Genomic DNA, 25,327 nt, shown 5'->3' on the forward strand with positions numbered 1-25,327 from the left:
TGTCGTGCCATGTATTTGGGCGTTGAACTGACGCATGGCACACGCTGTTTTCATCCAGAACCCCCGCTCGATCTACGCGGACCGCCCGGGGGAGGTGTACCATTTCCCCAAGCAGTACCTTGCGCAGGTCACCGCCACGATTGGCGATTGGGTGGTGTTCTATGAGAGCAAGAACGCGGGCGCGTTTGGCTATGTCGCGGTGCAGCAGGTTGCGGATGTGGTCCCGGATCCGGCGCAGGACGATCATTATTTTGCGATCCTCGACCCGGCCACGCTGCTGGAGTTCGAGCGCGTCGTTCCGCGCCGCAACGCGCAGGACACGGCGTTTGAATCCGTGCTGCGCGGACCGGACGGCAAACCCTACCGCGCGGGTGCCAATACGCTGGCCGTGCGCACGCTGCCGCCCGCAGATTTTGCGGCCATCGTGAACCATGGGCTGACCCCGGTTGAGGACGTGTCGGGCATGGCGCGCCGCCCGCTTGAGGACGCGGCCCAGCCGGGGTTTGCCGAGGCGCAGGCGGCATTTGGCGGCGCACCTTTGGACGTTGACCGCAGGCAGGTTTTGTCGTCGCGCCCCCTGCGCGATGCAGCCTTTGCGCGGCAGGTCAAACGCGCCTACCACAATCGCTGTGCGATGTCGGGGCTGTCGCTGACCAACGGCGGCGGGCGACCGGAGGTCGAGGCCGCGCATATCCGGCCCGTCAGCGACAGGGGGCCGGACATCGTGCGCAACGGTCTGGCGCTTTCGGGCACCCTGCACTGGATGTTTGATCGCGGGCTTCTGGGCGTGGCCGAGGATCACAGCATCCTGATTTCGCACAACAAGGTGCCGCAGGATGTGGTCGCGCGGCTGATCGCGCCCGCGGGGCGCCTTTTCCTGCCGCCCGATCCGCGCCATCATCCGCATGAGAGCTATTTGAAATACCACCGCGAAAACGTCTTTGGACAGTTCGCTGCCTGAAACCTGCGCCAAGGATCCTCCATGCACATCGACCCCAACCGTTTCCTTGATGACCTGCACCACCTGCGCACATTCGGTGCTGCGGGTGTTGGGAAGGGCGTGTCGCGCCCGGCCTATTCCGCCCCTGACATCGCCGCGCGCGCGTGGCTGACGCAGCGCATGGCGGATGCCGGGCTGCGGGTCGAGATGGATGCGATGGGCAACCTCTTTGGTCTGGCCAAGGGGCCGTCGATCCTGCTGGGTTCGCATTCCGACAGCCAGCCCGAGGGCGGTTGGCTGGATGGGGCGCTGGGCGTGATTGCGGGGCTTGAGGTCGCACGCGCGGCGCAGGCAGCGGGCGGGCCTGCGGTGTCGGTTGTGTCGTTTCAGGACGAGGAAGGGCGGTTTGGCGTGACCACGGGCTCAGCCGTCTGGTCGGGGCAGGTGGCGCAGGCGCGTGCCGATGGCTTTACCGACCACGAGGGCGTGACGTTGGGGGCGGCGCGGGACGCGTTGGGTGATCTGGTGACGGGGCCTGTGGACCCCGCGCAATTCACCGGGTTCATCGAGATGCATATCGAACAGGGGCCGGTGATGGACGGCACGGATGACCGCGTGGGCGTCGTCACCGATATCGTCGGCATCCGCGATATGAAGATCACCTTTGAGGGTCAGCAAAACCACGCGGGCACCACGCCCATGCACCTGCGCCGCGATGCCTTTGCCGCGCTCACCGCGTTCTCGGCGGCGCTTGAGCCGCGGTTTGCCAATGTCGTCACCCCCGCGACCGTCTGGACGACTGGCCACGTCGCCCTGCATCCCAACGCCTCGTCGATCGTGCCCGGGCGCGCGGCGTTCTCAATGCAGTGGCGCGATGGCGACGCGGACCGGCTGGGCCGGATGGAGCGGATCATCCGCGATCTGGCAGAGGAGGTTGCGCAGGCCCGTGGCCTGACGGTCACCTTCGGTGAGATGCTGGGGCTGGAACCAGTCGCGATGGACGCCGCCCTGCGCAGATCGCTGGAAGGGGCAGCCGAAGCACAGGCGCCGGGGGCATGGCGCCGGATGCCCTCGGGGGCGCTGCACGATGCCACGAATGTGGCGCGGCTGATGCCGGTCGCGATGCTTTTCACCCCCTCCATCGGGGGGATCAGCCATGCCTTTGAGGAGGACACAGACGAGGCGGATCTGGTGCTGGGTCTGCGTGTACTGGCCGACGCAGTGGCCCGGATCGGGCGCGGTTAGCTCCAGACCACATCACCCAGAAAGATATAGCCTGCGCCATAGATCGTCTTGATGAGTTGCGGGTTCTTGGGGTCCTCGCGCAGCTTGGTGCGCAGGCGGCTGATGCGCACGTCCATCGCGCGGTCGAAACTCTCGGATGCGGCGCCCCCAGGCTTTCCTGCATCTGCGCGCGGCTGATCAGCCGCTTGGGCGCGTCCAGAAACAGGCGCAGCACTTCGCCCTCGGCGTGGCTGAAGGGGGTTTCAGCGCCGCCGGCGTCCTCAAGCACGTAGCGGTCGAAATGCGCGGTCCAGCCGTTGAATCGCGCGCTGTTGCCGGCCTGCGGGGTGGGGCGATTGCTGCGCAGGCGCGCGCGGATGCGGGCGACAACCTCGGCAGGCTCAAACGGTTTGGCGATATAATCATCGGCCCCCAGCTCAAGCCCGGTCACCCGGTCCTGCACCTGCGCGCGGCCCGAGATGATGATCACGATCGCACCCTTTTCCAGCGCCAGCCGGTGCACGAGGGTCAGCCCGTCGGTATCGGGCAGCGACAAATCCACCAGACAGACATCCGGCACGCGGGTTTTCAGCGCCGCCTCGAACGCCGCCGCGCGGCCAAAGCTTTGGGTGTCAAAGCCTGCCTCTGTCAGCGTGTCGGACAGCAGCGCGCGGATTTCCGGCTCATCGTCGAGGATCGAAATCAGCGGGCGGTTCATTGCGCGGCGACCGGTTGGGGCCCGAGCAGTCGGGCCAGCGCGTCGCGTTCGAACGGTTTACGGAGCACCGGCGCGCGGGCCTGTGCGGCGCGAAACAGCGCGTCGTCGGGCGGCAGTGATGTCATGAGCACCAGCGGCGGCGCGTCTGTGGGCAGGGCAGCCGCAAGATCGAGGCCGGTCGCTTCCCCCTCCAACTGGATGTCGGACAGGATGAGGCCGATGTCGGGCAGATCCGTGAGTAGCGCCAGTGCTTCGGGCACGCCTGCGGCTTCGATCACCGTGTGGCCCAGATCCATCAGCATGTCGCGCACGACCGCACGCAGATCGTCACGGTCCTCGACCAGCAGGGCAAGGCCGCTTTGCGCGCTGAGTGCGGGGCGGTAGGGCAAGCGCAGCGTCACGCGCGCGCCGTGGGCGGTATTGCCCAGCCGCACACTGCCGCCCGCAAGCGTCGCCATGTCGTAGACCATCGGCAGGCCAAGGCCCGTACCCTCCGCCCCTTGGTCGTGAAGAACGGATCGAGCGCCTGTTCCAGCGCCGTCGCCGTGAAACCGGGGCCGTCGTCGTCCAGTTGCCATTCCAGCCACAGATCGTGCACCCGGCGTACCCCGAGCGCAATGTGCCCGCCCGTGCCCACCGCATCACGGGCGTTCAGGATGAGGTTGAGCAGACTGTCCTGCACGGCGCCGCGATCGATCAGCACGGTGCCGATATCTGCGGTCACGTCGATCTCAAGCGTCATGCCGTCGGGCAGGGCGGGCGTGGCCAGGGCGGCCAGATCGCGCATCAGTGCAGCCACATCCGTGGCTTCGGGGCGCAGCCCGCGCGGGTCGGTCACGCGGCTGATCCCGTCGATCAGATCGCCGCCGCGCCGGGTCGCGGCCAGCGTCGCGTCGATCAGCGGGACCGCGCCGGGAGGCAGATCATCCGTCTGCATCAGCTTGGATTGCTGGCCCAGAATGATCGTCAGCAGGTTCGAAAAATCATGCGCCAGCCCCGAAATCATCTGCCCCGCCAGCGCGCGGCGGCGGGTCTGTTGCAGGGCGGCGCGGGTCTGGGTTTCTTCGGTCACGTCCATTGTCAGGATATAGACGCCGCCTGCGTGGTCTGGCGTGAAGGAGGTGCGAATGCGGCGGGCCGACGCGTCGTCGGTGAACTCCTGCACCGCTGCCGTGCCCGCGTAGGCCGATTGCAGCGCGCCTTCGATCTTGGCAAAAATCGCGGGGCCAAGTGCGTCCTGGATCGGTTGGCCGAGGATCTCGGATGGGCGGCCCGGCACGATGCTGCCAAGGCGTTGGTTGGAGTAAGTGTATCTCCCGCCCGCGTCCACGTGGGCGATATGGGCTGGCATCATTTCAGTCGTAAGCCGCGCGCGGGCCTCAGACGCCGTCAGCTGGCGTTGGGTTTCCTCAAGCGTGTGGATCATCGCGGCCAGTTCGCGGTTGGTCTGCGCGAGCCTTTCGGCATGGGTCAGCACCTGATCGCTGAGCGCACCGGCGCGGGCGCGCAGCAACGTCTCCTGCGCCTTGGTCGCCGAGATATCGGTGTAGACAGTGACCCAGCCCCCGCCGGGCAGCGGCGATCCCTCGACCGAGATGGTGCGCCCGTTGGCGCGTGCGCGCTCCATGTAGTGCGGGCGGAAGGTGCGGGCCTGCGCGATCCGCTCCGCGACGAAGCGCGCGACATCCTCGACCTCGCCGTATTCGCCCTGCGCGGCAAGATAGGTAATCGTATCGGCAAAGGAGGCGCCGGGGGTGACCAGCGCATCGGGCAGCGCGAACATCTGCTGAAATGGCGCGTTGCACAGCACCAGCCGCAGATCGGAATCGTAGATCGACAGGGCCTGACCGATCAGGTTCAGCCCCGCAATCGTCATCCGGGTGGTATCATCGTCGCCGCGTTGCATCCTATCAGATTGCACCGCACCTGCGCCGTGTCAAAGCCGCAAATGCCCCGGTTACAATTCGTTAGGATTGCGCAATTCTTGGGAAAAAGTTGACGCGCAGGATCAAGCTGTCATTCTGGCGCTCACTGAATCGCGGCTAACGCGATCACCCGCGCGGGGCGCGGGATATGGGAGGATACATCTTGGCCACACGTGAAAGCTCTTCGGGGCAGTTGCAATCCGTGCCTGCATTGCTGCACCGCAATGCCGTGCAATTCGCCAATGCGCCCGCCTACCGGGAAAAGGAATACGGCATCTGGCAAAGCTGGACCTGGTCGCAGACCCGCGAAGAGGTCGAGGCGCTGGCGCTGGGCTTCATGGAGCTGGACATCAAGGAAGGCGATTTTGTCGCGATCATCGGGCGCAACCGTCCGTACCTTTATTGGGCGATGATGGCGGCGCAGATGTGTGGCGCGGTGCCCGTGCCGCTCTATCAGGACGCCAACGCCGAAGAGATGGCGTATGTCATGAACCACTGCGGCGCGCGGTTTGCCGTTGTGGGCGATCAGGAGCAGGTCGACAAGATCATCGACGTGCAGGATCAGCTGCCCGAATTCGAGCGGATGATCTACCTCGACGATCGCGGCATGCGCCGCTACGACCATGCCGCACTCGACCAGTATCAGGCGTTGCAGGAACGCGGTCGCAAGGCGCGAGACACACACATCAAAGAGCTGGAGGCGCGGCAGGCCAAGCTGGATTACGACAGCACGGGCGTAATGCTCTATACCTCCGGCACGACCGGTAAGCCCAAGGGCGTGGTGCTGAGCAACCGCAACGTGATCGAGACGGCAAAATCATCGTCCGAGTTCGACAAGCTGCGGCAATCGGACGATATTCTTGCCTATCTGCCGATGGCCTGGGTGGGGGATTTCATCTTTTCCGTGGGGCAGGCTTTGTGGACGGGGTTCTGCACCAATTGCCCCGAGAGTGAGCACACGATGCACACCGATCTGCGCGAGATCGGGCCCACGTATTACTTTGCCCCGCCGCGGGTGTTCGAGACGCAGTTGACCAACGTCATGATTCGGATGGAGGACGCCAGCCGCTTCAAGAAGTGGCTGTTCGACCGCTACATGGCGCACGCGCGCAAGGTCGGTCCGGCCATTCTGGACGGCAAGGATGTGTCGTTTGGCGACCGTTTGAAATACCGCATGGGCGAGGCGTTCGTGTACGGGCCGCTCAAGAACACGCTGGGCTTCAGCCGCGTGCGCGTGGGCTATACCGCCGGTGAGGCGATCGGCCCGGAAATCTTTGATTTCTATCGCTCTTTGGGGATCAACCTCAAACAACTCTACGGTCAGACGGAGGCGACGGTTTTCATCACCGCCCAGCCCGATGGCGAGGTGCGCAGTGATACCGTCGGCGTGACCTGCCCCGGTGTGGAACTGCGGATCGAGGAAAGCGGCGAGGTGTTCTATCGCTCGCCCGGCGTGTTTGTAGAGTACTACAAGAACCCCGAAAGCACGGCAGACACCAAGGACGCCGAAGGCTGGGTCGCCACGGGCGACGCAGGCTTTATCGAGCCGGACACCGGCCACCTGCGCATCATCGACCGCGCCAAGGACGTGGGCCAGATGGCGGATGGAAGCCTGTTTGCGCCGAAATACGTCGAGAACAAGCTGAAGTTCTTCCCCAACATTCTCGAGGCAGTCGTTTTTGGCAACGGACGTGAGGAATGTACCGCCTTCATCAACATTGACCTGACGGCGGTGGGCAACTGGGCAGAGCGCAACAACATCGGCTATGCGTCCTACCAGGAACTGGCGCGGCATCCGCAGGTGATGGATACGATCCAGTCCCATGTGGAGGAAACCAACGCCTCTGTCGCGCAGGACGAAATGCTGTCTGGATGCCAGATCCACCGGTTTGTTGTGCTGCACAAGGAACTGGACGCCGACGATGGGGAACTGACACGCACCCGCAAGGTGCGCCGCAAGATCATCGGCGAGAAGTATGACGATATCATTAATGCGCTGTACGACGGGTCAAAATCGGTCTCGACCGAGACCGAAGTGACCTATGAGGACGGGCGCAAAGGGTCTATCAAGGCGACGCTTGAAGTGCGCTCGGCCAAGGTGGTGCCCGTCGAAACCAAGAAAATGGCCGCTGAATGAAGGCGTTGGCGCTGATCCTCACGGCCCTTGCGCCCGCTGGCCACGCCGGTCCAGCGCCGCTGGAGGCCGCTATGGTGCGCTGCGTCACGCCGATCGTGACGGGGGCGCCGCTGGATTTGGACGGCTTGCAGGCCACCACGGCAGAGGCGGAGGGGCTGGAGCCCGAAGGCATCGCCGGGTTCATGCCCACCTATTTTCGCGCGCCCGACGGTGCGTTTCTGATGGCGACGATGGGTGCGGGGCCCCTGCGGGCCTGCGCGTTGATGACCGACGCGCCCGTTGCGGCGGATGCGTTTCGCACGGCGGTAACGGCGCTGGATATGGCGCTGCCTGCGTCCTGCGACACCGCGCTTGAAGACGGCGGGCGCGTGCTGATCGCGATGCGACAGGACGGCCGCATCCGCACGCATGGCGCGCTTGCGCTGGACGCCGACGGCACGACCTCGATCACCGCATGGGTCACGATGCCCGACAACGATGACATGACTTGCACGAAAGACGCGCCATGAAAGACAACGCTGAAAGCTATGTGACCGAGGACGGGCGCACCATCGGCCCGGTGGTCATGGAGATGAAGAATATTACCCTGCGATTTGGTGGGGTTGAGGCGATCAAGGATATCTCGTTCGACATCCGTGAGGGCGAGATCCGCGCGATTATCGGCCCCAACGGGGCGGGCAAATCGTCGATGCTGAATGTGATCTCGGGCTTCTACGTGCCGCAGGAGGGCGAGGTCTGGTACAAGGGATCGGTTCGTCCCCGGATGAAGCCGTTTCAGGTGGCCCAGCAGGGCATCGCGCGCACGTTCCAGAACATCGCGCTGTTCGAGGGGATGAGCGTTCTGGACAACGTGATGACCGGGCGTCTGACCCACATGAAAACCGGGATGCTGGCCCAGACCCTGTGGAAGGGAAAGGCCGAGCGGGAAGAAATCGAGAACCGCGAAGTCGCGGAACAGATTATCGATTTTCTGGAAATTCAGGCCATTCGCAAGACGCCTGTTGCGCGTCTGCCTTATGGTTTGAAAAAGCGGGTGGAGCTGGCGCGGGCACTGGCGGCGGAGCCGTCTCTTTTGCTGCTCGATGAGCCGATGGCGGGGATGAACGTCGAGGAAAAAGAGGACATGAGTCGCTTTATCCTGTCGGTGAACGACGAATTCGGGACCACGATTGCATTGATCGAACACGATATGGGCGTGGTGATGGACCTGAGCGACCGGGTGGTCGTGATGGATTACGGCAAGAAGATCGGCGACGGCACGCCATCGGACGTGCGCAACAACCAAGAGGTGATCGACGCCTATCTGGGGGTCGCGCATGACTGATATTTCGTCTGTCACACTTTGTGCACAGGACGTGCACCACGCGTACACCGGTGGATGCACCGCCAAGGAGATGAACGATGCCTGAACAGCTGGTATTTACGCTTGAGGTTTTTCTGAACGGGCTGATGGCCGGGGTTCTTTACGCGCTGGTCGCGCTCGGCTTTGTGCTGATCTACAAGGCGTCGGGGATTTTCAATTACGCCCAGGGGGTCATGGCGCTGTTTGCGGCGATGACGCTGGTGGGGATCCAGAACGGGCAGGTGCCGTTCGCGCATCTGATCAACGCGATATTCGGCACGGATGTGCACAAGTTCGGCTGGTCGGTGCATTCCTTCGCCGCGATCCTGCTGACGGTCATTGTGATGATCGTGCTGGCTTGGGCGGTGCAGCGGTTCGTGTTCCGCCACCTGGTGGGGCAGGAGCCGATCATCCTGTTCATGGCGACGATCGGTCTGGCCTATTTCCTCGAAGGGGTGGCGGATCTGATGTGGGGATCCGAGCTGAAAGCGCTGAACGTTTGTGCCGCCGAGGGCGCGTGCCTGCCGCAGGGTCTGAACGTCTGGCTGGATACGGTGACGTTTGACGCCTGGGGCACGGGGATTTTCATCGACAATCTCGATATCGTCGCCTCGGTCGTTGCGGTCGTGTTGGTGGCCGGGCTGGTGGCCTTTGCGCAGTACACCAAACAGGGGCGCGCGATGCGGGCCGTGGCCGATGACCATCAGGCGGCGCTGTCTGTCGGGGTCTCGCTGAACTTCATCTGGATCCTCGTGTGGTCGCTGGCGGGTTTCGTGGCCCTTGTCGCGGGGATCATGTGGGGGGCGAAATCGGGCGTGCAGTTCTCGCTGTCGCTGATCGCGCTCAAAGCGTTGCCGGTGCTGATGCTGGGCGGCTTCACCTCGATCCCCGGAGCGATCATCGGCGGGCTGATCATCGGCGTGGGCGAAAAGCTGTTCGAGTTCCTGATCGGTGCGCCCTTTCTCGGGGGGCTACGGAGAACTGGTTTGCCTACATGCTGGCGCTGCTGTTTTTGGTGTTCCGTCCGCAGGGATTGTTCGGGGAGAAGATCATTGAGCGCGTTTAGAGACGGGCCGGGCGACCGCGTGTCGCTGCGCGCCACGACACCCGCCCACCCCGTAACCCAAATAACTGAATTGGAGGCTGGCTGATGTTTTACCGTGAAGCGGGCGATTTTTCGACGACCTATGCCCAGGATCAGCAGACCTTTCCGATCAAGTTCGACAGGTATCGCTATTACGTGGTGCTGTTCATCGCGATCTTTGTCGTGCCTTTCGTGCTGAACGACTACTGGGTGAACAGCCTGTTGATGCCTTTCCTGATCTACGCGATTGCGGCGATCGGGTTGAACATCCTTGTGGGGTATTGCGGGCAGGTGAGCCTCGGCACCGGGGGGTTCATGGCGGTGGGGGCCTACAGTTGCTACAAGTTCATGACGGGTGTGGACATCTGGTGGGGCGGGGAGCTTTTGTTCCGCCTGCCGGAGTTCAACATTTTCCTGTCGGTCATCATGGGCGGGGTGATGACCGCGCTGGTGGGCGTGCTGTTTGGCCTGCCGAGCCTGCGGATCAAGGGGTTTTACCTTGCGGTGGCGACGCTGGCCGCGCAGTTCTTTCTGGTGTGGCTCTTTAACCGCGTGTCGTGGTTCTACAATTACTCGGCCTCTGGCCAGATCAACGCGCCGGAGCGGGATATTTTCGGGGTGCTGATTACCGGCCCCTCGACGGAGCCTTGGGCGGTTTATCTGTTCTGCCTGTTCTTCACGGTGGTCAGCGCGCTGGTGGCGCGCAACCTCACGCGTGGCTCTGTCGGGCGCAAGTGGATGGCGATCCGCGACATGGACATTGCGGCAGAGATCATCGGGGTGAACCCGCTGCGCGCCAAGCTCACGGCCTTTGCGGTGTCCTCGTTCTTCGTGGGTATTTCGGGCGCTTTGTTCTTTGCGGTCTATCTGGGCGCGGTCGAAGTGGGCGAAGCCTTTGGCATTCAGAAATCATTCCTCGTGCTGTTCATGATCATCATCGGGGGCTCGGGTCGATCTTTGGCTCCTTTGCGGGGGCGGCGTTTCTGGTGCTGCTGCCGGTGGTGCTGAAGGTGGTGGGCGTCGACTGGTTCGGCTGGCCGACGGACATCGTGGCGCATTTGAACCTGGTGATCGTGGGTCTGCTGATCATCGTGTTCCTGATTGCGGAGCCGCACGGGATTGCGCAGCTGTGGCGCGTGGCCAAGGAGAAGTTGAGATTGTGGCCGTTCCCGCACTAGCGGGAGGGCACATGGCGCGCGTGTTGCGCGCCTTACGGCCCCCACGCGGGGCCGACGACAAGAAGAAGACAATCGGATAAAAATCCAAGGGAGGAAACACCGATGAAATACAAACTAGGTACACTCGCCGTCGCAAGCCTGATGGCGGCAAGCCCTGTCATGGCCGATCTGGTCTATCCCAGCCTGAGCTACCGCACCGGCCCCTACGCCGCGGGCGGCATCCCGTTTGCGGACGGCTATCAGGACTATTTCACCATGCTCAACGAGCGTGATGGCGGCATCGGCGGCGAGATCACCCGCGTGCTGGAATGCGAGACCGGCTATAACACCGAAAAGGGTGTGGAATGCTATGAGAGCACGAAGGGCGAAGGCTCGTTGGTGTATCAGCCGCTGTCGACCGGCATCACCTACCAGCTGATCCCGAAAACCACCGCGGACGGCATCCCGATGCACACGATGGGCTATGGCCGGACGTCGGCGGCCAACGGTGAGGTGTTCAGCCACACGTTCAACTACCCCGCCAACTACTGGAACGGCGCGTCGGGTGCGATCAACTACCTGTTGGAGACCAACGACGGGGATCTGAACGGCAAGAAGATCGCGCTGGTCTATCACAACTCCGCCTACGGCAAGGAGCCTATCCGCACGCTCGAAGAGCTGGCGAAAAAGCACGGCTTCGAGCTGAGCCTGGTGCCCGTGGATCACCCCGGTCAGGAGCAGAAATCGCAGTGGCTGCAGATCCGCCGCGACCGCCCTGACAACGTGATCATGTACGGCTGGGGCGTGATGAACCAGGTGGCCGTTCAGGAAGCCGCCAACATCCGCTTCCCGATGGAGAACTTCATCGGCATCTGGTGGTCCGGCTCCGAGAACGACGTGCTGGCGGCGGGTGCTGCGGCAAACGGCTACAAGGCGCTGACGTTCCACGGTGTGGGCAGCGATTTCCCGGTATTCGACGACATCCAGACGCATGTGGTCGACAAGGGTCTGGCCGCCGGTGCAGGCGATCAGATCGGCACGGTTCTGTATAACCGCGGCCTCTATGCGGCGATGCTGGCGGCGGAAGCGACCAAGACCGCGCAGGAGATCCACGGTGTTGCAGACATCACGCCCGCGATGATGCGGGACGGGATGGAAGCGCTGGAGATCACGGAAGCCAAGATGGCGGCGCTTGGCCTGCCGAACTTTGGCCCCGAGTTCAACGTCTCGTGCGAAAACCACGGCGGCACCGGCCTTGTGGGGATGACCCAGTGGGATGCCGAAGCCAAGGAGTGGAGCCTGATTTCGGATTTCGCGCCGACGGATATGGACGTGATCGGGCCGCTGATCGAGGAAGACAGCACCGCCTACGCGAGCGAAAACAACATAGAGGTCGGCTGCAAGTAAGCCGCTTTACCGCCGGCCGCAGCGCGCGTTGCGGCCGGCACGCTACAGGTATTTGAGAAAGGGTGCAGGGGATATGTTGGACGATGCAACGCCCGTCGATGTGCAGGTTGAGAACCTTTTGGAGGTCAACAACATCGAGGTGATCTATAACCACGTGATCCTTGTGCTCAAGGGCGTGAGCCTGAACGTGCCCAAAGGCGGCATCACCGCGCTGTTGGGCGGGAATGGGGCCGGCAAGACCACGACGCTGAAGGCGATTTCGGGGTTGTTGGCCAGTGAGCGGGGCGAGGTCACCAAAGGGTCGATCAAATACCGCGGCGGCGCGATCCACCACGCCGATCCGGCCGAGACGGTGAAGGCCGGTGTCGTGCAGGTGATGGAGGGGCGTCATTGCTTTGAGCATCTGACCGTCGAGGAGAACCTGTTGACCGGGGCCTATACGCGCTCGGACGGGTCTGCCGCGATCGCGCGCGATCTGGAGATGGTGTATGAATATTTTCCGCGCTTGCGCGAGAGGCGCAAAAGCCAGGCGGGCTATACCTCGGGTGGGGAGCAGCAGATGTGCGCCGTGGGGCGCGCGCTGATGAGCAGGCCAGAGACGATCCTGCTGGATGAGCCATCGATGGGCTTGGCTCCGCAGCTGGTCGAGCAGATTTTCGAGATCGTCAAGACGATCAACGAGAAGGAGGGCGTGACCTTTCTTTTGGCCGAGCAGAACACCAACGTGGCGCTGCGGTTTGCGCATTACGGCTATATTCTGGAATCGGGCCGTGTGGTGATGGACGGGCCTGCGAAGGATCTGCGCGAGAACCAGGACGTCAAAGAATTCTATCTGGGCATGTCCGACGAGGGGCGCAAATCGTTCCGCGACGTGCGCAGTTACCGGCGGCGCAAGCGCTGGCTGAGCTGAGCTGTCCTTAACCTCCAAACAAACGGGCCTTGCAATGACTTATTTCGATGCCGCGGAGACGCGCACGGCGGACCAACGGGCCGCGGATATTGCCTTGCTGCTGCCCGCGCAGATCGCGCGGGCGCAGGCGTTGGCGGGCTATGCCGCATTGCTGGGCGGGGTGGATGCGGGTAGCGTGACGGATCGCGCGGCCTTGGCGGCACTGCCGGTGCTGCGCAAGTCGGAGCTGGGGGCGGCGCAGCGGGCGCAGGCGCCCTTTGGCGGGTTCACCACCAAGCCGGCATCGGCGTTCAGCCATGTGTTTCAATCGCCCGGCCCGATCTATGAGCCGTCGAGCAATGATCCCGATTGGTGGCGCATGGGGCGGTTTCTGCACGCCTGTGGCATCGGTGCGGGGGACATCGTGCACAACTGCTTTGGCTATCATCTGACGCCTGCGGGCATGATCTTCGAGAGCGGTGCGCGGGCCGTGGGGGCCGCTGTGCTGCCTGCGGGCACGGGGCAGACGGAGCTTCAGGTCACGGCGGCACGCGACATTGGCACCACGGCCTATGCGGGTACGCCGGATTATCTGAAGGTGATTCTGGAAAAGGCCGATGAGATGGGCGTGACGCTTGCCATCACCCGCGCTGCGGTGGGGGGCGGTGCGCTGTTTCCGAGCCTGCGTGCGTGGTACGCGGAGCGCGGCATCACCTGCCTGCAAAGCTATGCGACCGCCGATCTGGGCAACATCGCCTACGAGTCGCCCGCCGCCGAAGGAATGATCGTGGATGAGGGCGTGATCGTTGAGATCGTCACGCCCGGCACTGGCGATCCGGTGGCTGAGGGGGAGGTGGGCGAGGTCGTGGTGACCACGCTGAACCCGGATTATCCGCTGATCCGTTTTGCGACCGGAGATCTGAGCGCGGTGATGCCGGGGGAAAGCCCGTGCGGGCGGACCAACATGCGCATCAAGGGCTGGATGGGGCGTGCCGATCAGACGACCAAGATCAAGGGTATGTTCGTGCGGCCCGAGCAGGTTGCGGCGCTGGTGGCCGCGCATGAGGCGATTGAGCGCGCCCGCGTCGTCGCCTCCCGCAGCGGGGAGCAGGACGTCATGACGGTGCAGATCGAGAGTGGCGCGGGCGATGCGGAGGCGTTTGGCGCCCTGGTGCAGGCGCATCTGAAGCTGAAGGGCGCGGTCGAGGTTGTCGCCCCCGGTAGCCTGCCGCGCGACGGATTGGTGATCGAGGATCAACGCACCTACGACTGAGGGGAGGGCGCGCCGGGACGCGCCCCCCGTTTTCAAGGCTCAGCTGTCGCCGATCTTGTCCTGGGTCTTTGTCTCGAAATCGCTCGCGTCGTGGCGTTCGTGCAGCTGCATGGATGGCTCGCCGAAGGGGCGGTTGACCATGCGGCCGCGGGTCACGGCGGGGCGGGCGTCGATCTTCTCCGCCCAGGCCTTTACCGCGGTGTAGCTATCCACATCGAGGAATTCGGCGGCCTCATAGAGACGGCCCAGCACCAGCTGCCCGTACCACGCCCAGATGGCCATATCGGCGATGGAATACTCGCCCGCGAACCAGTCGTTCTCGCTCAGGTGGCGTTCCATCACGTCGAGCTGGCGCTTGGTCTCCATCGCGAAGCGGTTGATGGGGTATTCGAATTTCTCGGGCGCGTAGGCGTAGAAATGGCCAAAGCCGCCTCCAAGATAGGGCGCGGAGCCCATTTGCCAGAAGAGCCAGCTCATCATCTCGGTGCGCTGTGCGGGATCCTTGGGGATGAAGGCGCCGAATTTCTCGGCCAGATGCAGCAGGATTGAGCCGGATTCGAACACCCGTTGGGGGCTGTCGCCGGAGTGGTCCATCAGCGCGGGGATTTTCGAGTTGGGGTTCGCCTCGACAAAGCCCGAGGAAAACTGATCGCCCTCGCCGATGTTGATGAGCCAGGCGTCGTATTCGGCGCCCGCGTGGCCTGCGGCCAAAAGCTCTTCGAGCAGGATCGTGACCTTGACGCCGTTGGGTGTGGCCAGGGAGTAGAGTTGCAGGGGGTGTTTGCCGACCGGCAGATCCTTGTCGTGGGTCGGGCCCGCGATAGGGCGGTTGATGGAGGCGAATTTACCGCCGCTTTCGGCGTCCCATGTCCAGACTTTGGGGGGAGTGTATTCGGCCATGCGTGCGGCTCCTTTTCATATTACGTTCTTTGGCAGGTATGATGCGGCAACGCGCAGACAAGGGCCAGTGGCCTCACGCGGACGTGTGAAGGGGATGGGATGCGAATTTTGCTGGGCCTTATGCTGGTGATTTGGGCGCAAGTGGCGGTGGCGCAAACACCGGCGCACGGGTTGATGTGGCGCGACAGCCCGCTGCCGGCGGTCTTTCCGTTGCAGGTGAAATCTGCGCCGGGCACGCGGTACTATCTAAGCCTGACAGAGCAGGGGAGCACGCGCCCGGCGCTCGCGGCATTCATCGAGGGCGGGCGGTTCTTTCGGGTGCTGGTGCCGCCGGGCACCTATGCCGTCGCGCTTTACCGGGGCAGTGAGTGGCGCGGCGAGCGGGCGCTGTTTGGACCCAAGACAGTGCGCATCGAGGTGCCGCCGCTTACCTTCGCGACCAAGGGGCTGCGCGTGAAATCGGGGCACCTGCTGGATCTGACGGCGCTGGATACGCTGGCACAGGCGGGGCCGCTTGCGTTTTGCCAAACGCTTGCGCTGGTGGAGGAGCCCGCGCCGCCCCGCCTGCGGGATTGGGAGAGGCCAGTGCCACCGGCACGGGTGCGGGTCCGTCAGCGGTTGTGCTAGGTAGGATACGCAGAACGGCCGCGCTGGGGTGCAGCGCGGCCGTTTTGGCAAATCGTGGAAGGGTTCAACCCTGCCGGGCTTTGAACCGCTTTTGCGTCTTGTTGATCACATAGACGCGGCCCTTGCGGCGCACAACGCGGCAGTCACGGTGCCGGTTCTTGAGCGAGCGGAGCGAGTTGCGAACTTTCATCAGTTCTCTCCTTGTTCATGGCGCGAACCAGCGCCGGGTTTCGGGCAGACCGTGGGGCGCGATGCCCCTTGGCCGGTGAATGTCGTGGTGGGCGATACTGGGATCGAACCAGTGACCCCTTCGATGTCAACGAAGTGCTCTACCGCTGAGCTAATCACCCACTACGATGCGCCAAACCGATGCCCCAAACGAAAATGGGGCGCGATCCCGCGCGCCGTAGAAGGGGCTATAAAAGGTTGCGCTAGGGGGATCAAGGGCTTTTGGCTTTGTTTGATTGTGCGCTATGTCAAAAGCACAGCTGGGGAAGTTTTGCATGCCTGCCAACGCCTATGATGTCGTTTTGCCCGCCCGCCCGCATTCCTGTGTGGTGTTTGCCTCGCCGCACTCCGGGCGCGACTATAGTTGGTCGTTTCTGCGCAAAACCGTGCTGAATGAACACGCGATCCGGTCGTCAGAGGACGCTTTTGTGGATCAGCTGTTCGACTGCGCGCCGGAATTTGGCGCAGCGTTCTTGATGGCGGGTGCGCCGCGCGCCTTTGTCGACCTCAACCGCGCCCCGGATGAGCTGGACCCTGCGTTGATCGAAGGGGTGCGGCGCGTGGGGCATAACCAGCGGATTGCCTCGGGGCTGGGGGTGATTCCCCGCGTGGTGGCCAACGGGCGCGCGATCTATCGCGGCAAGATGTCGATGGCCGAGGCGCGCGCGCGAATCGATGGGTTCTGGACGCCCTATCACAAACGCCTGCAGGAGCTGCTGGATGCCGCGCGCACCCGCCACGGGCAGGCGGTATTGGTGGATTGTCATTCGATGCCGCATGAGGCGATGGACGGGATCGCGCGCACCGGCGTGCGCCGCCCCGATATCGTGCTGGGCGACCGCTATGGTGCGGCGGCCTCGGGGGAGGTGGTGGACCGAATCGAGGCGGCCTTTGCCGAGGCGGGGTTCGCGGTGACCCGCAACACGCCCTTTGCGGGCGCCTATATCACGCAGGCCTACGGCAAGCCCCGGCAGGGGCAGCATGCGGTGCAGGTCGAGATTGACCGCTCGCTGTATATGAACGAACGGCTGATCCGGCCCAACGGGAATTTCGAGACGATGCGCGCTACGCTGCGCCGGGTGATCGAAGAGGTGGCGCAGATCGGGCAGGGGCAGGTGCCGCTGGCCGCTGAGTAGCGCCTAGCGCAACGCGCGGCCCTTCACGATGGCGCGGGCGCCAAACCGGTCGCGAATGGCGTCGGTGGCGCGTTCCGCCTGGCTGCGTTTGCCCGCCATGGGGTCGAGCAGATCGCCCAGCTGGTCCGCCTGTGCCGCCTCGCTGAGATCCGAGATGCCGCAGCCCAGCAGCCGGTAGGGGCCGGGATCGCCCAGCTGGTCGTAAAGGCTGCGCGCGGTGCGGTAGATGCGATCGGCCAGCTGCGTGGGATCGGTGAGCGACACGCGCCGGGTGATGAGCGTGTGATTGGCGCGCTTGAGTTTGAGCGTGACGACGCGGCCCGCAAGCCCCTTTGCCTTGGCGCGGTCGGCGACCTTTTCGGCCATGCGCCAGATGTGCCCGTCCAGCAGATCGGGGTCCGAGGTATCCTCGCCAAAGGTTGTCTCGTTCGAGATGGATTTCATCGGGGCGTGGGCGGAAACGCGGCGGCGGTCCTCACCGCGCGCCAGATGCCACAGCCGTTCGCCCATGCCGCCGAAACGCGCGACCAGATCGGTCTTTTCCCAGCGCAACAGGTCCGAGAACGTGCGGATCCCCGCTTTGTCGAGCGAGGCCTGACCGGCCGCCCCCACGCCCCAGATCATGCGCACGGGTTTGTCGCGCAGGAACGCGCCCGTTTCGGCGCGGCCGATCACCGAAAACCCGTGGGGCTTGTCGAGATCGGAGGCGACTTTGGCCAGAAATTTGTTGTGGCTGAGCCCGATGGAGCCGGTCAGGCCCAGCTCGGTCTTCATCCGGCGCACCAGGCGGGCGAGCATCACGGCGGGTGGCGCGCCGTGCAGGCGGGCGGTGCCGGTCATGTCGAGGAACGCCTCATCGAGGGAGAGCGGCTCGATCGCGGGGGTGAGATCCTCCATCATGGCGCGGATGGCGCGGGAGGCTTCGACGTAGACCTCCATGCGGGGTTTGATGACGACCGCCTCGGGGCAGAGTTTGAGCGCCTGAAACATCGGCATCGCGGATTTCACACCACGGATGCGCGCGACGTAGCAGGCGGTCGATACGACGCCGCGCCGCCCCCCGCCGATGATGACGGGCTTCCCCTCGAGCGTGGGATCGTCGCGTTTTTCGACAGAGGCGTAGAAGGCATCGCAGTCCATATGCGCGATGCTGAGATCCCACAGCTCCTCGTGGCGCGTCACGCGGGGCGACGCGCAGGCGGGGCAGCGTCCGGCACGATCGAATTGGGTCAGGCAGTCACGGCACAGGGCGGGCATGTCGGGCGCGTTGCGGTTGTTGCGGGGATGACCGATGATACCGTGCGAAAGGACCAAGGGCCATGGCAAACGCGCATCTGTTCAATGGGGCGAAACTGGCGCTGTATATGGGGACGCGGCTGGCGGTGATCCTGCGCGATGACACGCCGGGGCTGGCGTTTCGGAATTGCTGGGATCTGCCGGGCGGCGGGCGCGAGGGGCGCGAAACGCCGCTGGCCTGCGCGCTGCGCGAATGTCGTGAAGAGCTGGGATTGCGAGTGCCCGCACGGGCGATTGTCTGGCAGCGGTGCTATCCGGCACAGGACGGTGCGCGGTGGTTCTTTGTGGCGCGGATGCCCAGAGGTATGGCGCACAAAATTCGCCTTGGAGAGGAAGGTCAGCGGTTCATGCTTATGTCGGAAGACATATTTCTGCGTCACCCCGACGCGATCCCCGCATTCCGCGGGAGGGTTGCGGCCTACCGTAGATGGCGAAAATCGAGGGGCTGAAGCGAAAAGCCCCCCGCTGCGCATAGCGGGGGGAGTTGACGAACATCAGGAAGAACCAGTTCGTCGGGGAGTATCACCATAGGTTGTATAACATAGAATGGGTGCGCTCCCCAGTCTGGGTTTCCTTACCAAAGGATCAAAATAGGGGCGTGTGACTTTATTGGCGCAATTTCAAGTTGCGCTATCAAGTTCTTTGAGAATTGCCGCAGCCGCCGCCGACGGATCAGGCGCGCCGTGGATCGGACGGCCGACGACGATATGATCGGCCCCGTTTTCAATGGCTTGCGCCGGTGTTGCGACGCGTTTCTGATCGCCAAGCGCGGCACCGGCGGGGCGTACTCCGGGTGTCACGATCAAGCGCTTATCAGCCTCAGGTTGAGTGCGTATTTTTTGGGCTTCCTGCGGAGAGGCAATGACACCGTCGGCGCCGGCCTCGAATGCGCGCAGGGCGCGGGTGGTGACGAGGTCCGGGATATCGCCGGGAATGATAAGGCCCGCATCCAGGTCGGCGCGGTCCAGCGAGGTGAGGATCGTCACCGCGAGGATTTTCAGATCGGTGCCCGCCGCCCCTTCCTTGGCCGCGCGGACAACGTGGGGATCGCCGTGCACCGTGAGGAAATCGAGATCGAATTGCGCCAGCCCGCGCACGGCGGCCTCTACCGTGGCGCCGATGTCGAAAAGCTTCATATCGAGAAAGATGCGTTTGCCGTGTTCTTGTTTCAGCTCGTTCGCCAATGCGAGGCCGCCACCGGTCAGCATCCCCAAACCGATCTTGTAGAAGGAAACGGCGGGGCCGATGCGCTGCACCATCTCAAGCCCGGCGACGGCGTGGGGCACATCGAGGGCGACGATCAGGCGGTCGGATTTTGGCGGTGTCATGGGCTGCTCCGTTTCAGACAAACGGGTGCAGCCATAGGGGATGGTTGACGCCCTGTCCATGGTCGAAAAAAAAAGCCCGGTCACGCACGAGGGCGGACCGGGTTCGAGTTTCAGAGACAGTGCAGGCAGGCAGACGTCTCTGACATTGCGGGGCGATCTGATCGTACGGGGACAGAAATGTACGATCGATACAGAGCCCGGCGCAAACTGAATAGGGGGACCTCAGGCGGCGTGCCGGTCGGGCGAGAGGCCAAGCTGCGCCAGCCATGTGCGCGGATCGAACCGCGCGCGTCCGGCACGCTGCTGTGGCGCTGTGTGCGCACGCATCTGGCTGCGCAGACCAGTTCCTTTGGCGTCACGCCGCAACGCTTGCCGACGCAGACCATCGGCGGCCTGTTCAAAACTCATGTTGATCGGCGCATCGATGGCGCATGCGTAAGACCGCTGACCGGCCCCGTCGTTGATATGGGCCCGTGCCTCGAAACACTGGGTGCCCGCGTTATATGTGACGTCCGAAAGGGTAACCGTTGCCGTATTCATAACTACTAACCTCTTTGCAACGCATCGTTTTCTCTGTGCGCTTGCTTCTTGTGTGATTATCTGACCACTTTTTTCGAAAATTAAACGGTTAAGAGCGGAAAAAGGTTCCCCATAGGCATAATTTATGAAGCTGGAGTGAATTAATGTTTATTAACAAATGGTTAATATAGGTCATTTTCCGCCTATGCGCTTTGGTGATTCGCTTGCAGGTTAATTCGACGAATCTTAACGCCTCCTTGCGATTGCACCGTTGACCTGTCCAATAGGTGGCAAATCACCCTTGAACCGGGCGGGAACGCTCCCCAAATCACTGGCGTAGGTTCACAAAGACGCATGCCGCAAAGCGGGTGCAAGCAGTGAACGCTTAACGAAAAGGAGAGAACGATGGACTTGAACAAGTTCACCGAGCGGTCCCGTGGGTTCGTGCAGGCGGCCCAGACCATTGCGACCCGGGAAAGTCATCAGCGGCTGGTTCCCGAACACCTGCTCAAGGCATTGATGGATGATGAGGAAGGTCTGGCGAGCAATCTGATCGCCGCCTCCGGCGCGGACGCGGTTGCGGTCAAGCAGGCCGTGGATGTGGCGCTCGCCAAACAGCCCAAGGTATCGGGCGAGGGCGCGCAGAGCTATCTGGATGGCGCCACCACGCGCGTTCTGGCCGAGGCCGAGGCGCTGGCCAAGAAGGCGGGCGACAGCTTTGTGCCGGTCGAGCGGGTGCTGATGGCGCTTGCCATGGTGAAATCCGGGGCCAAGACGGCGTTGGAGGCCGGGCGCGTCACCGCACAGGGGCTCAATTCCGCGATCAACGATCTGCGCAAGGGGCGCACGGCGGATAGTGCCAGCGCCGAAGACGGCTACGACGCGCTCAAGAAATACGCGCAGGATCTGACGGCGCGCGCCGAAGAGGGCAAGATTGACCCGATCATCGGTCGCGACGAGGAAATCCGACGTGCGATGCAGGTGCTGAGCCGTCGGACCAAGAATAACCCGGTGCTGATCGGGGAGCCCGGCGTGGGTAAGACCGCGATTGCCGAAGGCATGGCGCTGCGCATCATCAACGGCGATGTGCCCGAAAGCCTGCGTGGCAAGCGTTTGCTGGCGCTCGACATGGGGGCGCTGATCGCGGGCGCGAAGTATCGCGGCGAGTTCGAAGAACGGCTCAAGGCCGTGCTGACCGAGGTAACGCAGGCCGCAGGCGACGTGGTGCTGTTCATCGACGAGATGCACACGCTGGTCGGCGCCGGGAAGGCGGACGGCGCGATGGATGCGGCCAACCTCATCAAACCGGCGCTCGCGCGTGGGGAGCTGCACTGCATCGGGGCAACCACGCTGGATGAATACCGCAAGTACGTCGAAAAGGACGCGGCCCTTGCCCGGCGGTTCCAGCCCGTGATGGTGTTGGAGCCGACGGTGGAGGATACCGTCAGCATCCTGCGCGGCATCAAGGAGAAGTACGAGCTGCACCACGGGGTGCGGATTTCGGACAACGCTTTGGTCGCGGCGGCGACGTTGAGCCACCGCTATATCACCGACCGGTTCCTGCCCGACAAGGCGATTGATCTGGTGGATGAGGCGGCGAGCCGTCTGCGTATGGAGGTCGACAGCAAGCCCGAAGAGCTGGACGCGCTGGATCGCCAGATTCTGCAGTTGCAGATCGAAGAGCAGGCGCTGACGCTGGAAGAGGATCAAGCCTCGAAAGACCGGCTGGCGACGTTGCAAAAGGATCTGGCCGAGTTGTCGGAGCGCAGCGCGGGGATGACCGCCGCCTGGCAGGCGGAGCGCGACAAGCTGAGCGCGGCGCGCGACATCAAGGAAAAGCTGGACCGCGCGCGGGCCGATCTGGATATCGCCAAGCGCGGCGGTGATCTGGGCCGTGCGGGGGAGCTGTCCTACGGCGTGATCCCGCAGCTGGAGCGTGAGCTGGAAGAGGCGGAAAAGCGTGAGGACAGCGTGATGGTCGAAGAGGCCGTGCGCAGCGATCAGATCGCGCAGGTGGTCGAGCGGTGGACCGGCATCCCGGCGGGCAGAATGCTTGAAGGGGAGCGGGACAAGCTGTTGCGCATGGAAGACGCCCTGCACGGGCGTGTGATCGGTCAGGATCAGGCGGTGCGCGCGGTGGCCAATGCGGTGCGCCGGTCGCGTGCGGGTCTCAATGACGAGGACCGCCCGCTGGGTAGTTTCCTGTTCCTTGGCCCCACTGGTGTGGGCAAGACCGAGCTGACCAAGGCCGTGGCGAATTTCATGTTCGACGACGATTCCGCGATGGTGCGGATCGACATGTCGGAGTTCATGGAAAAGCACGCGGTGGCGCGTCTGATCGGGGCGCCTCCGGGCTATGTCGGCTATGACGAGGGCGGGGTGCTGACCGAAGCGGTACGGCGCCGTCCCTATCAGGTCGTGCTGTTCGATGAGGTCGAAAAGGCGCACCCGGATGTCTTCAACGTGCTGTTGCAGGTGCTCGATGACGGGGTGCTGACCGACGGTCAGGGCCGCACGGTCGATTTCAAGCAGACGCTGATCGTGCTGACCAGCAACCTCGGCGCGCAGGCGTTGAGCCAGCTGCCCGAGGCCGGCGACATGGCCGGGGCCAAGCGCGACGTGATGGATGCGGTGCGGGCGCATTTCCGCCCCGAGTTCCTGAACCGTCTGGACGAGACGATCATCTTTGACCGGCTCAACCGCGAGAACATGGACGGGATCGTGGATATCCAGATGGCGCGGCTGTTGAAACGGCTCGCGGCGCGCAAGATCACGCTGGATCTGGACGAGGGCGCCCGCAAGTGGCTCGCCGACGAAGGGTATGACCCGGTGTTCGGGGCGCGTCCGCTGAAACGGGTGATCCAGTCGGCGTTGCAGAACCCGCTGGCAGAAATGCTGCTGGCCGGTGATGTGGCCGACGGTGATACGATCCCGGTGAGCGCCGGGGCGGATGGGCTGATTATCGGGGACCGTGTGTCGCCGAGCAATCGGCCCAAGCCCGAGGATGCCACCGTACATTAAAGAAAAGGGCGCGCCGGTGTGGCGCGCCCTTTTTCGTTTGATGACAAGAAAACGCCCGCAGACCGTGAGGCCTGCGGGCGAAACCGTTTGAAACGGTCAACCGGATTTAGCTGCCGGGCATGATGACCGCGTCGATGACGTGGATCACACCGTTGGTGGCTTCGATGTCGGCTGTGGTGACGTTGGCGTTGTCGACCATGACGCCGTTGTCGAGGTCGATCATCACGGTATCACCGTTGACGGTGGCCGCTTCCATATCGTCCTGCAGATCGGTGGACATCACTTTGCCCGCGATCACGTGGTAGGTCAGGATGGAGGCCAACTGCTCCTTGTTTTCTGGCTTGAGCAGATCCTCGACAGTGCCTTCGGGCAGTGCTGCAAATGCGGCATCGGTGGGGGCGAAGACGGTGAACGGGCCGTCGCCTTTCAGCGTTTCGACCAGACCGGCGGCTTCGGCTGCGGCGAGCAGGGTGGAGAAGTCACCGGCTGCGGCTGCTGTGTCGACGACGTCTTTCGCGTGGCCTGCGGCGAAAGCGGATGTTGCCAGTGCGGCGGAGGCTGTCAGTGCGAGTGCTGTTTTACGGAACATGGAAATCTCCTGATTGGTTGCCTGCGTTGTGCAGTGTGAAAGGGATACGCGGCAGAGGCGCTTTGGTTCACATGGATCGGAAAATAATCTTTCTTGATCTTTGTCTTAGACGATCTATGCGGTGAATCGCGGGCGAATTTCCGCAGGCTTTTGGCGCGATTGTGCGGAACCCCGCCCAAGGCCGCGCGGCGCGGCAATCGGACCCTTGAAAGGGTGCGGTCGTGGCCCAAGCCGCTGTGTCACAGGGCTGACATTTCCGTGTGAACGGCGAAACCTTCGCGCATTTTGCTTTGTTATGTGGGGGCAGCACCCTAGCTGTAGCCCAACACTACAAGGAGACGCACACGATGGCCTATCGCTGGAAAAATACGTTGAAAGATCACCACGTCACCGACGAGGCGTTTTTTCTGAACCGGCGGCAGATCATGGGCGGCGCTTTGGCCGGGCTCGGCCTTGCGTCGATCGCCGGGGAGGCGCGCGCGCAGGAGGCGTTGGAGCCCAACAGCTACGAGGACATCACACAGTACAATAACTACTATGAGTTCGGCACGGGCAAAGGCGATCCGGCCCGCAATGCGCATACGCTGACGACAGAGCCCTGGACGGTCAAGATCGACGGGATGGTCGACAGGCCCGGCGCCTACGGCTTTGACGACATCATGAAGGCGATGACGGTTGAGGAACGTCTGTACCGCTTCCGCTGTGTTGAGGCGTGGTCGATGGTGATCCCGTGGAACGGATTTGAGCTGGCGGATCTGCTGGACATGGCGGGCGTGCAATCTTCGGCGAAATACGTGGCCTTCGAGACCGCGCTGCGCCCCGACGAGATGCCCGGCGTGCGCTTTCCGGTGCTGGACTGGCCCTATGTGGAGGGGCTGCGCCTGGACGAGGCGGTGCATCCGCTGACGATCATGGCGACGGGGATCTATGGCAAGGACATCCCGAACCAGAACGGTGCGCCGCTGCGTCTGGTGGTGCCATGGAAATACGGGTTCAAATCGATCAAATCCGTGGTTCGGATCACCCTGACGGACAAGGAGCCGCCGACGAGCTGGAACAAGGCGAACGCGCGCGAGTACGGGTTTTATAGTAACGTGAACCCGGAAGTGGATCACCCCCGCTGGTCACAGGCGACCGAGCGTCCGGTGGGCGGGGGGCTTTTTGCGGGCCGGATCCCGACGCTGATGTTCAACGGCTACGAGGAAGACGTGGCCGAGCTTTACGCGGGGATGGACCTGACAGCGAACTTCTGAACGACAGGGGAGGTGGCGGTATCGGAATTTTTCGAAAATTCCGGTGCGTTTTCTTTGAAAGAAAACGGTCCCCGCCGCGAGGGAGAGTGCGATGACGCGTGTGATTGACGCCATCAACCGAGGCGCACGACGTGTGCCAACTTGGGTTGTCTATATACTCTATATGCTGCCGGTGCCGTATCTCCTGTATCTGGCGCAGACTGGCGGCCTGGGACGCGAACCCATCAAGGCGCTGGAGCATGAGCTGGGGGAGATCGCCCTGCAGCTGCTGATCATCGGTCTGTGCGTTACCCCTCTGCGCCGCTTTACCGGGCTGAACCTGCTGAAATTCCGG

The 25,327-nt window shown here is 63.3% G+C and carries 21 protein-coding genes, 1 tRNA gene and 4 pseudogenes (1 of these 26 cut by a window edge); 16 read left to right on the forward strand and 10 right to left on the reverse strand.

Features of this window, described 5'->3' with window-relative positions; translation table 11 throughout:
• The first annotated feature begins 34 nt into the window (after nucleotides 1-34).
• Both KDD17_RS00140 and KDD17_RS00145 read left to right on the forward strand, forming a co-directional pair.
• Nucleotides 35-961 carry an HNH endonuclease gene (locus KDD17_RS00140; protein WP_212704737.1) on the forward strand — a complete coding sequence of 309 codons (927 nt, stop codon included), beginning with the start codon at nucleotides 35-37 and terminating at the stop codon, nucleotides 959-961.
• Nucleotides 962-982: 21 nt separating this feature from the next.
• Nucleotides 983-2,185: a hydantoinase/carbamoylase family amidase gene (locus KDD17_RS00145; RefSeq protein ID WP_212704738.1), complete on the forward strand. Its 1,203-nt coding sequence runs from the start codon at nucleotides 983-985 to the stop codon at nucleotides 2,183-2,185.
• Here KDD17_RS00145 and KDD17_RS19190 read toward each other — a convergent pair.
• The 3 genes and pseudogenes from KDD17_RS19190 to KDD17_RS00155 all read right to left on the reverse strand — a co-directional run bounded on the left by KDD17_RS19190 (nucleotide 2,182) and on the right by KDD17_RS00155 (nucleotide 4,788).
• Entirely contained in the window at nucleotides 2,182-2,301 is a 120-nt protein-coding gene (locus tag KDD17_RS19190; protein ID WP_431358163.1) for a winged helix-turn-helix domain-containing protein, read from the reverse strand. The two genes, KDD17_RS00145 and KDD17_RS19190, sit on opposite strands and share 4 nt — an antisense overlap.
• Before the next feature lie 224 nt (nucleotides 2,302-2,525).
• A pseudogene (locus tag KDD17_RS19195) lies at nucleotides 2,526-2,882 on the reverse strand (response regulator transcription factor); the annotation flags it as partial.
• Nucleotides 2,879-4,788, reverse strand: a pseudogene (locus tag KDD17_RS00155) (hybrid sensor histidine kinase/response regulator). The pseudogenes KDD17_RS00155 and KDD17_RS19195, both read right to left, overlap by 4 nt.
• Nucleotides 4,789-4,955: 167 nt before the next feature.
• On the opposite strand from KDD17_RS00155, the gene KDD17_RS00160 reads away from it, so the two are divergent.
• The 8 genes and pseudogenes from KDD17_RS00160 to KDD17_RS00195 all read left to right on the forward strand — a co-directional run bounded on the left by KDD17_RS00160 (nucleotide 4,956) and on the right by KDD17_RS00195 (nucleotide 14,096).
• Nucleotides 4,956-6,944 carry an AMP-binding protein gene (locus KDD17_RS00160; RefSeq protein WP_212704739.1) on the forward strand — a complete coding sequence of 663 codons (1,989 nt, stop codon included), beginning with the start codon at nucleotides 4,956-4,958 and terminating at the stop codon, nucleotides 6,942-6,944.
• On the forward strand, nucleotides 6,941-7,453 hold the full coding sequence (locus tag KDD17_RS00165) for a hypothetical protein (protein WP_212704740.1): 513 nt from the start codon (nucleotides 6,941-6,943) through the stop codon (nucleotides 7,451-7,453). Before KDD17_RS00160 ends, KDD17_RS00165 begins: the two co-directional genes overlap by 4 nt.
• Nucleotides 7,450-8,268, forward strand: a complete 819-nt coding sequence (locus tag KDD17_RS00170) for an ABC transporter ATP-binding protein (protein WP_212704741.1) — start codon at nucleotides 7,450-7,452, stop codon at nucleotides 8,266-8,268. The genes KDD17_RS00165 and KDD17_RS00170 overlap by 4 nt, the downstream gene beginning before the upstream one ends.
• A 77-nt stretch (nucleotides 8,269-8,345) precedes the next feature.
• A pseudogene (locus KDD17_RS00175) lies at nucleotides 8,346-9,352 on the forward strand (branched-chain amino acid ABC transporter permease).
• 84 nt (nucleotides 9,353-9,436) lie between these two features.
• Nucleotides 9,437-10,548, forward strand: a pseudogene (locus tag KDD17_RS00180) (branched-chain amino acid ABC transporter permease).
• A 102-nt stretch (nucleotides 10,549-10,650) separates the two neighbouring features.
• On the forward strand, nucleotides 10,651-11,934 hold the full coding sequence (locus tag KDD17_RS00185) for an ABC transporter substrate-binding protein (RefSeq protein ID WP_212704742.1): 1,284 nt from the start codon (nucleotides 10,651-10,653) through the stop codon (nucleotides 11,932-11,934).
• A 73-nt stretch (nucleotides 11,935-12,007) separates the two neighbouring features.
• The gene (locus tag KDD17_RS00190; protein WP_212704743.1) at nucleotides 12,008-12,844 is read left to right on the forward strand and encodes an ABC transporter ATP-binding protein; all 837 of its coding nucleotides are present in this window, start codon (nucleotides 12,008-12,010) and stop codon (nucleotides 12,842-12,844) included.
• A 34-nt stretch (nucleotides 12,845-12,878) separates the two neighbouring features.
• Nucleotides 12,879-14,096, forward strand: coding sequence for a phenylacetate--CoA ligase family protein (locus tag KDD17_RS00195; RefSeq protein ID WP_212704744.1), 1,218 nt, complete (start codon nucleotides 12,879-12,881; stop codon nucleotides 14,094-14,096).
• A 39-nt stretch (nucleotides 14,097-14,135) separates the two neighbouring features.
• Here KDD17_RS00195 and yghU read toward each other — a convergent pair whose 3' ends face one another.
• Entirely contained in the window at nucleotides 14,136-14,996 is an 861-nt protein-coding gene (gene yghU, locus KDD17_RS00200; protein ID WP_212704745.1) for a glutathione-dependent disulfide-bond oxidoreductase, read from the reverse strand.
• Nucleotides 14,997-15,095: 99 nt separating this feature from the next.
• On the opposite strand from yghU, the gene KDD17_RS00205 reads away from it, so the two are divergent.
• Nucleotides 15,096-15,623 (forward strand): hypothetical protein, encoded by a 528-nt coding sequence (locus KDD17_RS00205; RefSeq protein WP_212704746.1) that lies wholly within the window; start codon nucleotides 15,096-15,098, stop codon nucleotides 15,621-15,623.
• A 64-nt stretch (nucleotides 15,624-15,687) separates the two neighbouring features.
• Here KDD17_RS00205 and ykgO read toward each other — a convergent pair whose 3' ends face one another.
• The gene (gene ykgO / locus KDD17_RS00210; RefSeq protein WP_025058716.1) at nucleotides 15,688-15,813 is read right to left on the reverse strand and encodes a type B 50S ribosomal protein L36; all 126 of its coding nucleotides are present in this window, start codon (nucleotides 15,811-15,813) and stop codon (nucleotides 15,688-15,690) included.
• Nucleotides 15,814-15,898: 85 nt separating this feature from the next.
• Nucleotides 15,899-15,973 (reverse strand) — tRNA-Val (locus KDD17_RS00215).
• A 153-nt stretch (nucleotides 15,974-16,126) separates the two neighbouring features.
• On the opposite strand from KDD17_RS00215, the gene KDD17_RS00220 reads away from it, so the two are divergent.
• Complete coding sequence (locus tag KDD17_RS00220; RefSeq protein WP_212704747.1) at nucleotides 16,127-16,987, forward strand: N-formylglutamate amidohydrolase; 861 nt, start codon at nucleotides 16,127-16,129, stop codon at nucleotides 16,985-16,987.
• A 3-nt stretch (nucleotides 16,988-16,990) separates the two neighbouring features.
• Here KDD17_RS00220 and KDD17_RS00225 read toward each other — a convergent pair whose 3' ends face one another.
• On the reverse strand, nucleotides 16,991-18,244 hold the full coding sequence (locus tag KDD17_RS00225; RefSeq protein WP_212706099.1) for a DNA polymerase IV: 1,254 nt from the start codon (nucleotides 18,242-18,244) through the stop codon (nucleotides 16,991-16,993).
• A gap of 62 nt (nucleotides 18,245-18,306) precedes the next feature.
• Here KDD17_RS00225 and KDD17_RS00230 point away from each other — a divergent pair, with 62 nt between their 5' ends.
• Nucleotides 18,307-18,732 (forward strand): NUDIX hydrolase, encoded by a 426-nt coding sequence (locus KDD17_RS00230; protein ID WP_212704748.1) that lies wholly within the window; start codon nucleotides 18,307-18,309, stop codon nucleotides 18,730-18,732.
• Between the two features lie 171 nt (nucleotides 18,733-18,903).
• On the opposite strand, the gene pyrF is transcribed toward KDD17_RS00230, so the two are convergent.
• Together pyrF and KDD17_RS00240 are read right to left on the reverse strand one after the other, a co-directional pair.
• On the reverse strand, nucleotides 18,904-19,611 hold the full coding sequence (pyrF, locus tag KDD17_RS00235; protein ID WP_212704749.1) for an orotidine-5'-phosphate decarboxylase: 708 nt from the start codon (nucleotides 19,609-19,611) through the stop codon (nucleotides 18,904-18,906).
• 222 nt (nucleotides 19,612-19,833) lie between these two features.
• On the reverse strand, nucleotides 19,834-20,151 hold the full coding sequence (locus KDD17_RS00240) for an orotidine 5-phosphate decarboxylase (protein ID WP_212704750.1): 318 nt from the start codon (nucleotides 20,149-20,151) through the stop codon (nucleotides 19,834-19,836).
• A 384-nt stretch (nucleotides 20,152-20,535) separates the two neighbouring features.
• Between KDD17_RS00240 and clpB the strand changes: the two genes are divergently transcribed.
• A complete protein-coding gene (gene clpB / locus KDD17_RS00245; protein ID WP_212704751.1) occupies nucleotides 20,536-23,151 on the forward strand; it encodes an ATP-dependent chaperone ClpB in 2,616 nt (871 codons plus the stop codon).
• A 106-nt stretch (nucleotides 23,152-23,257) separates the two neighbouring features.
• Here the strand turns inward: clpB and KDD17_RS00250 are convergent, their stop codons facing one another.
• Complete coding sequence (locus KDD17_RS00250; RefSeq protein ID WP_212704752.1) at nucleotides 23,258-23,740, reverse strand: fasciclin domain-containing protein; 483 nt, start codon at nucleotides 23,738-23,740, stop codon at nucleotides 23,258-23,260.
• A gap of 347 nt (nucleotides 23,741-24,087) precedes the next feature.
• Here KDD17_RS00250 and msrP point away from each other — a divergent pair, with 347 nt between their 5' ends.
• Nucleotides 24,088-24,993 carry a protein-methionine-sulfoxide reductase catalytic subunit MsrP gene (msrP, locus tag KDD17_RS00255; protein ID WP_212704753.1) on the forward strand — a complete coding sequence of 302 codons (906 nt, stop codon included), beginning with the start codon at nucleotides 24,088-24,090 and terminating at the stop codon, nucleotides 24,991-24,993.
• A gap of 91 nt (nucleotides 24,994-25,084) precedes the next feature.
• Nucleotides 25,085-25,327, forward strand: the 5' portion of a protein-coding gene (gene msrQ, locus KDD17_RS00260) for a protein-methionine-sulfoxide reductase heme-binding subunit MsrQ (protein ID WP_212704754.1). Its footprint extends 360 nt past the window's final position; 243 of the gene's 603 nt are visible here — the first part of the coding sequence; its start codon is at nucleotides 25,085-25,087; the stop codon falls past the right edge of the window.

The sequence above is a fragment of the Sulfitobacter albidus genome (assembly GCF_018200035.1).
GTDB lineage: Bacteria > Pseudomonadota > Alphaproteobacteria > Rhodobacterales > Rhodobacteraceae > Sulfitobacter > Sulfitobacter albidus.

Coding starts and splice junctions, on each gene's coding strand:
- yghU (WP_212704745.1), bottom strand. CDS start 14,996: ATGGCCGAATACACTCCCCCCAAAGTCTGGACATGGGACGCCGAAAGC.
- KDD17_RS00195 (WP_212704744.1), top strand. CDS start 12,879: ATGACTTATTTCGATGCCGCGGAGACGCGCACGGCGGACCAACGGGCC.
- KDD17_RS00250 (WP_212704752.1), bottom strand. CDS start 23,740: ATGTTCCGTAAAACAGCACTCGCACTGACAGCCTCCGCCGCACTGGCA.
- KDD17_RS00160 (WP_212704739.1), top strand. CDS start 4,956: ATGGGAGGATACATCTTGGCCACACGTGAAAGCTCTTCGGGGCAGTTG.
- pyrF (WP_212704749.1), bottom strand. CDS start 19,611: ATGACACCGCCAAAATCCGACCGCCTGATCGTCGCCCTCGATGTGCCC.
- KDD17_RS00170 (WP_212704741.1), top strand. CDS start 7,450: ATGAAAGACAACGCTGAAAGCTATGTGACCGAGGACGGGCGCACCATC.
- KDD17_RS00165 (WP_212704740.1), top strand. CDS start 6,941: ATGAAGGCGTTGGCGCTGATCCTCACGGCCCTTGCGCCCGCTGGCCAC.
- KDD17_RS00190 (WP_212704743.1), top strand. CDS start 12,008: ATGTTGGACGATGCAACGCCCGTCGATGTGCAGGTTGAGAACCTTTTG.
- msrP (WP_212704753.1), top strand. CDS start 24,088: ATGGCCTATCGCTGGAAAAATACGTTGAAAGATCACCACGTCACCGAC.
- KDD17_RS00185 (WP_212704742.1), top strand. CDS start 10,651: ATGAAATACAAACTAGGTACACTCGCCGTCGCAAGCCTGATGGCGGCA.
- clpB (WP_212704751.1), top strand. CDS start 20,536: ATGGACTTGAACAAGTTCACCGAGCGGTCCCGTGGGTTCGTGCAGGCG.
- KDD17_RS00220 (WP_212704747.1), top strand. CDS start 16,127: ATGCCTGCCAACGCCTATGATGTCGTTTTGCCCGCCCGCCCGCATTCC.
- KDD17_RS00240 (WP_212704750.1), bottom strand. CDS start 20,151: ATGAATACGGCAACGGTTACCCTTTCGGACGTCACATATAACGCGGGC.
- KDD17_RS00145 (WP_212704738.1), top strand. CDS start 983: ATGCACATCGACCCCAACCGTTTCCTTGATGACCTGCACCACCTGCGC.
- KDD17_RS00225 (WP_212706099.1), bottom strand. CDS start 18,244: ATGCCCGCCCTGTGCCGTGACTGCCTGACCCAATTCGATCGTGCCGGA.
- KDD17_RS00140 (WP_212704737.1), top strand. CDS start 35: ATGGCACACGCTGTTTTCATCCAGAACCCCCGCTCGATCTACGCGGAC.
- KDD17_RS00230 (WP_212704748.1), top strand. CDS start 18,307: ATGGCAAACGCGCATCTGTTCAATGGGGCGAAACTGGCGCTGTATATG.
- KDD17_RS00205 (WP_212704746.1), top strand. CDS start 15,096: ATGCGAATTTTGCTGGGCCTTATGCTGGTGATTTGGGCGCAAGTGGCG.
- ykgO (WP_025058716.1), bottom strand. CDS start 15,813: ATGAAAGTTCGCAACTCGCTCCGCTCGCTCAAGAACCGGCACCGTGAC.
- KDD17_RS19190 (WP_431358163.1), bottom strand. CDS start 2,301: ATGGACGTGCGCATCAGCCGCCTGCGCACCAAGCTGCGCGAGGACCCC.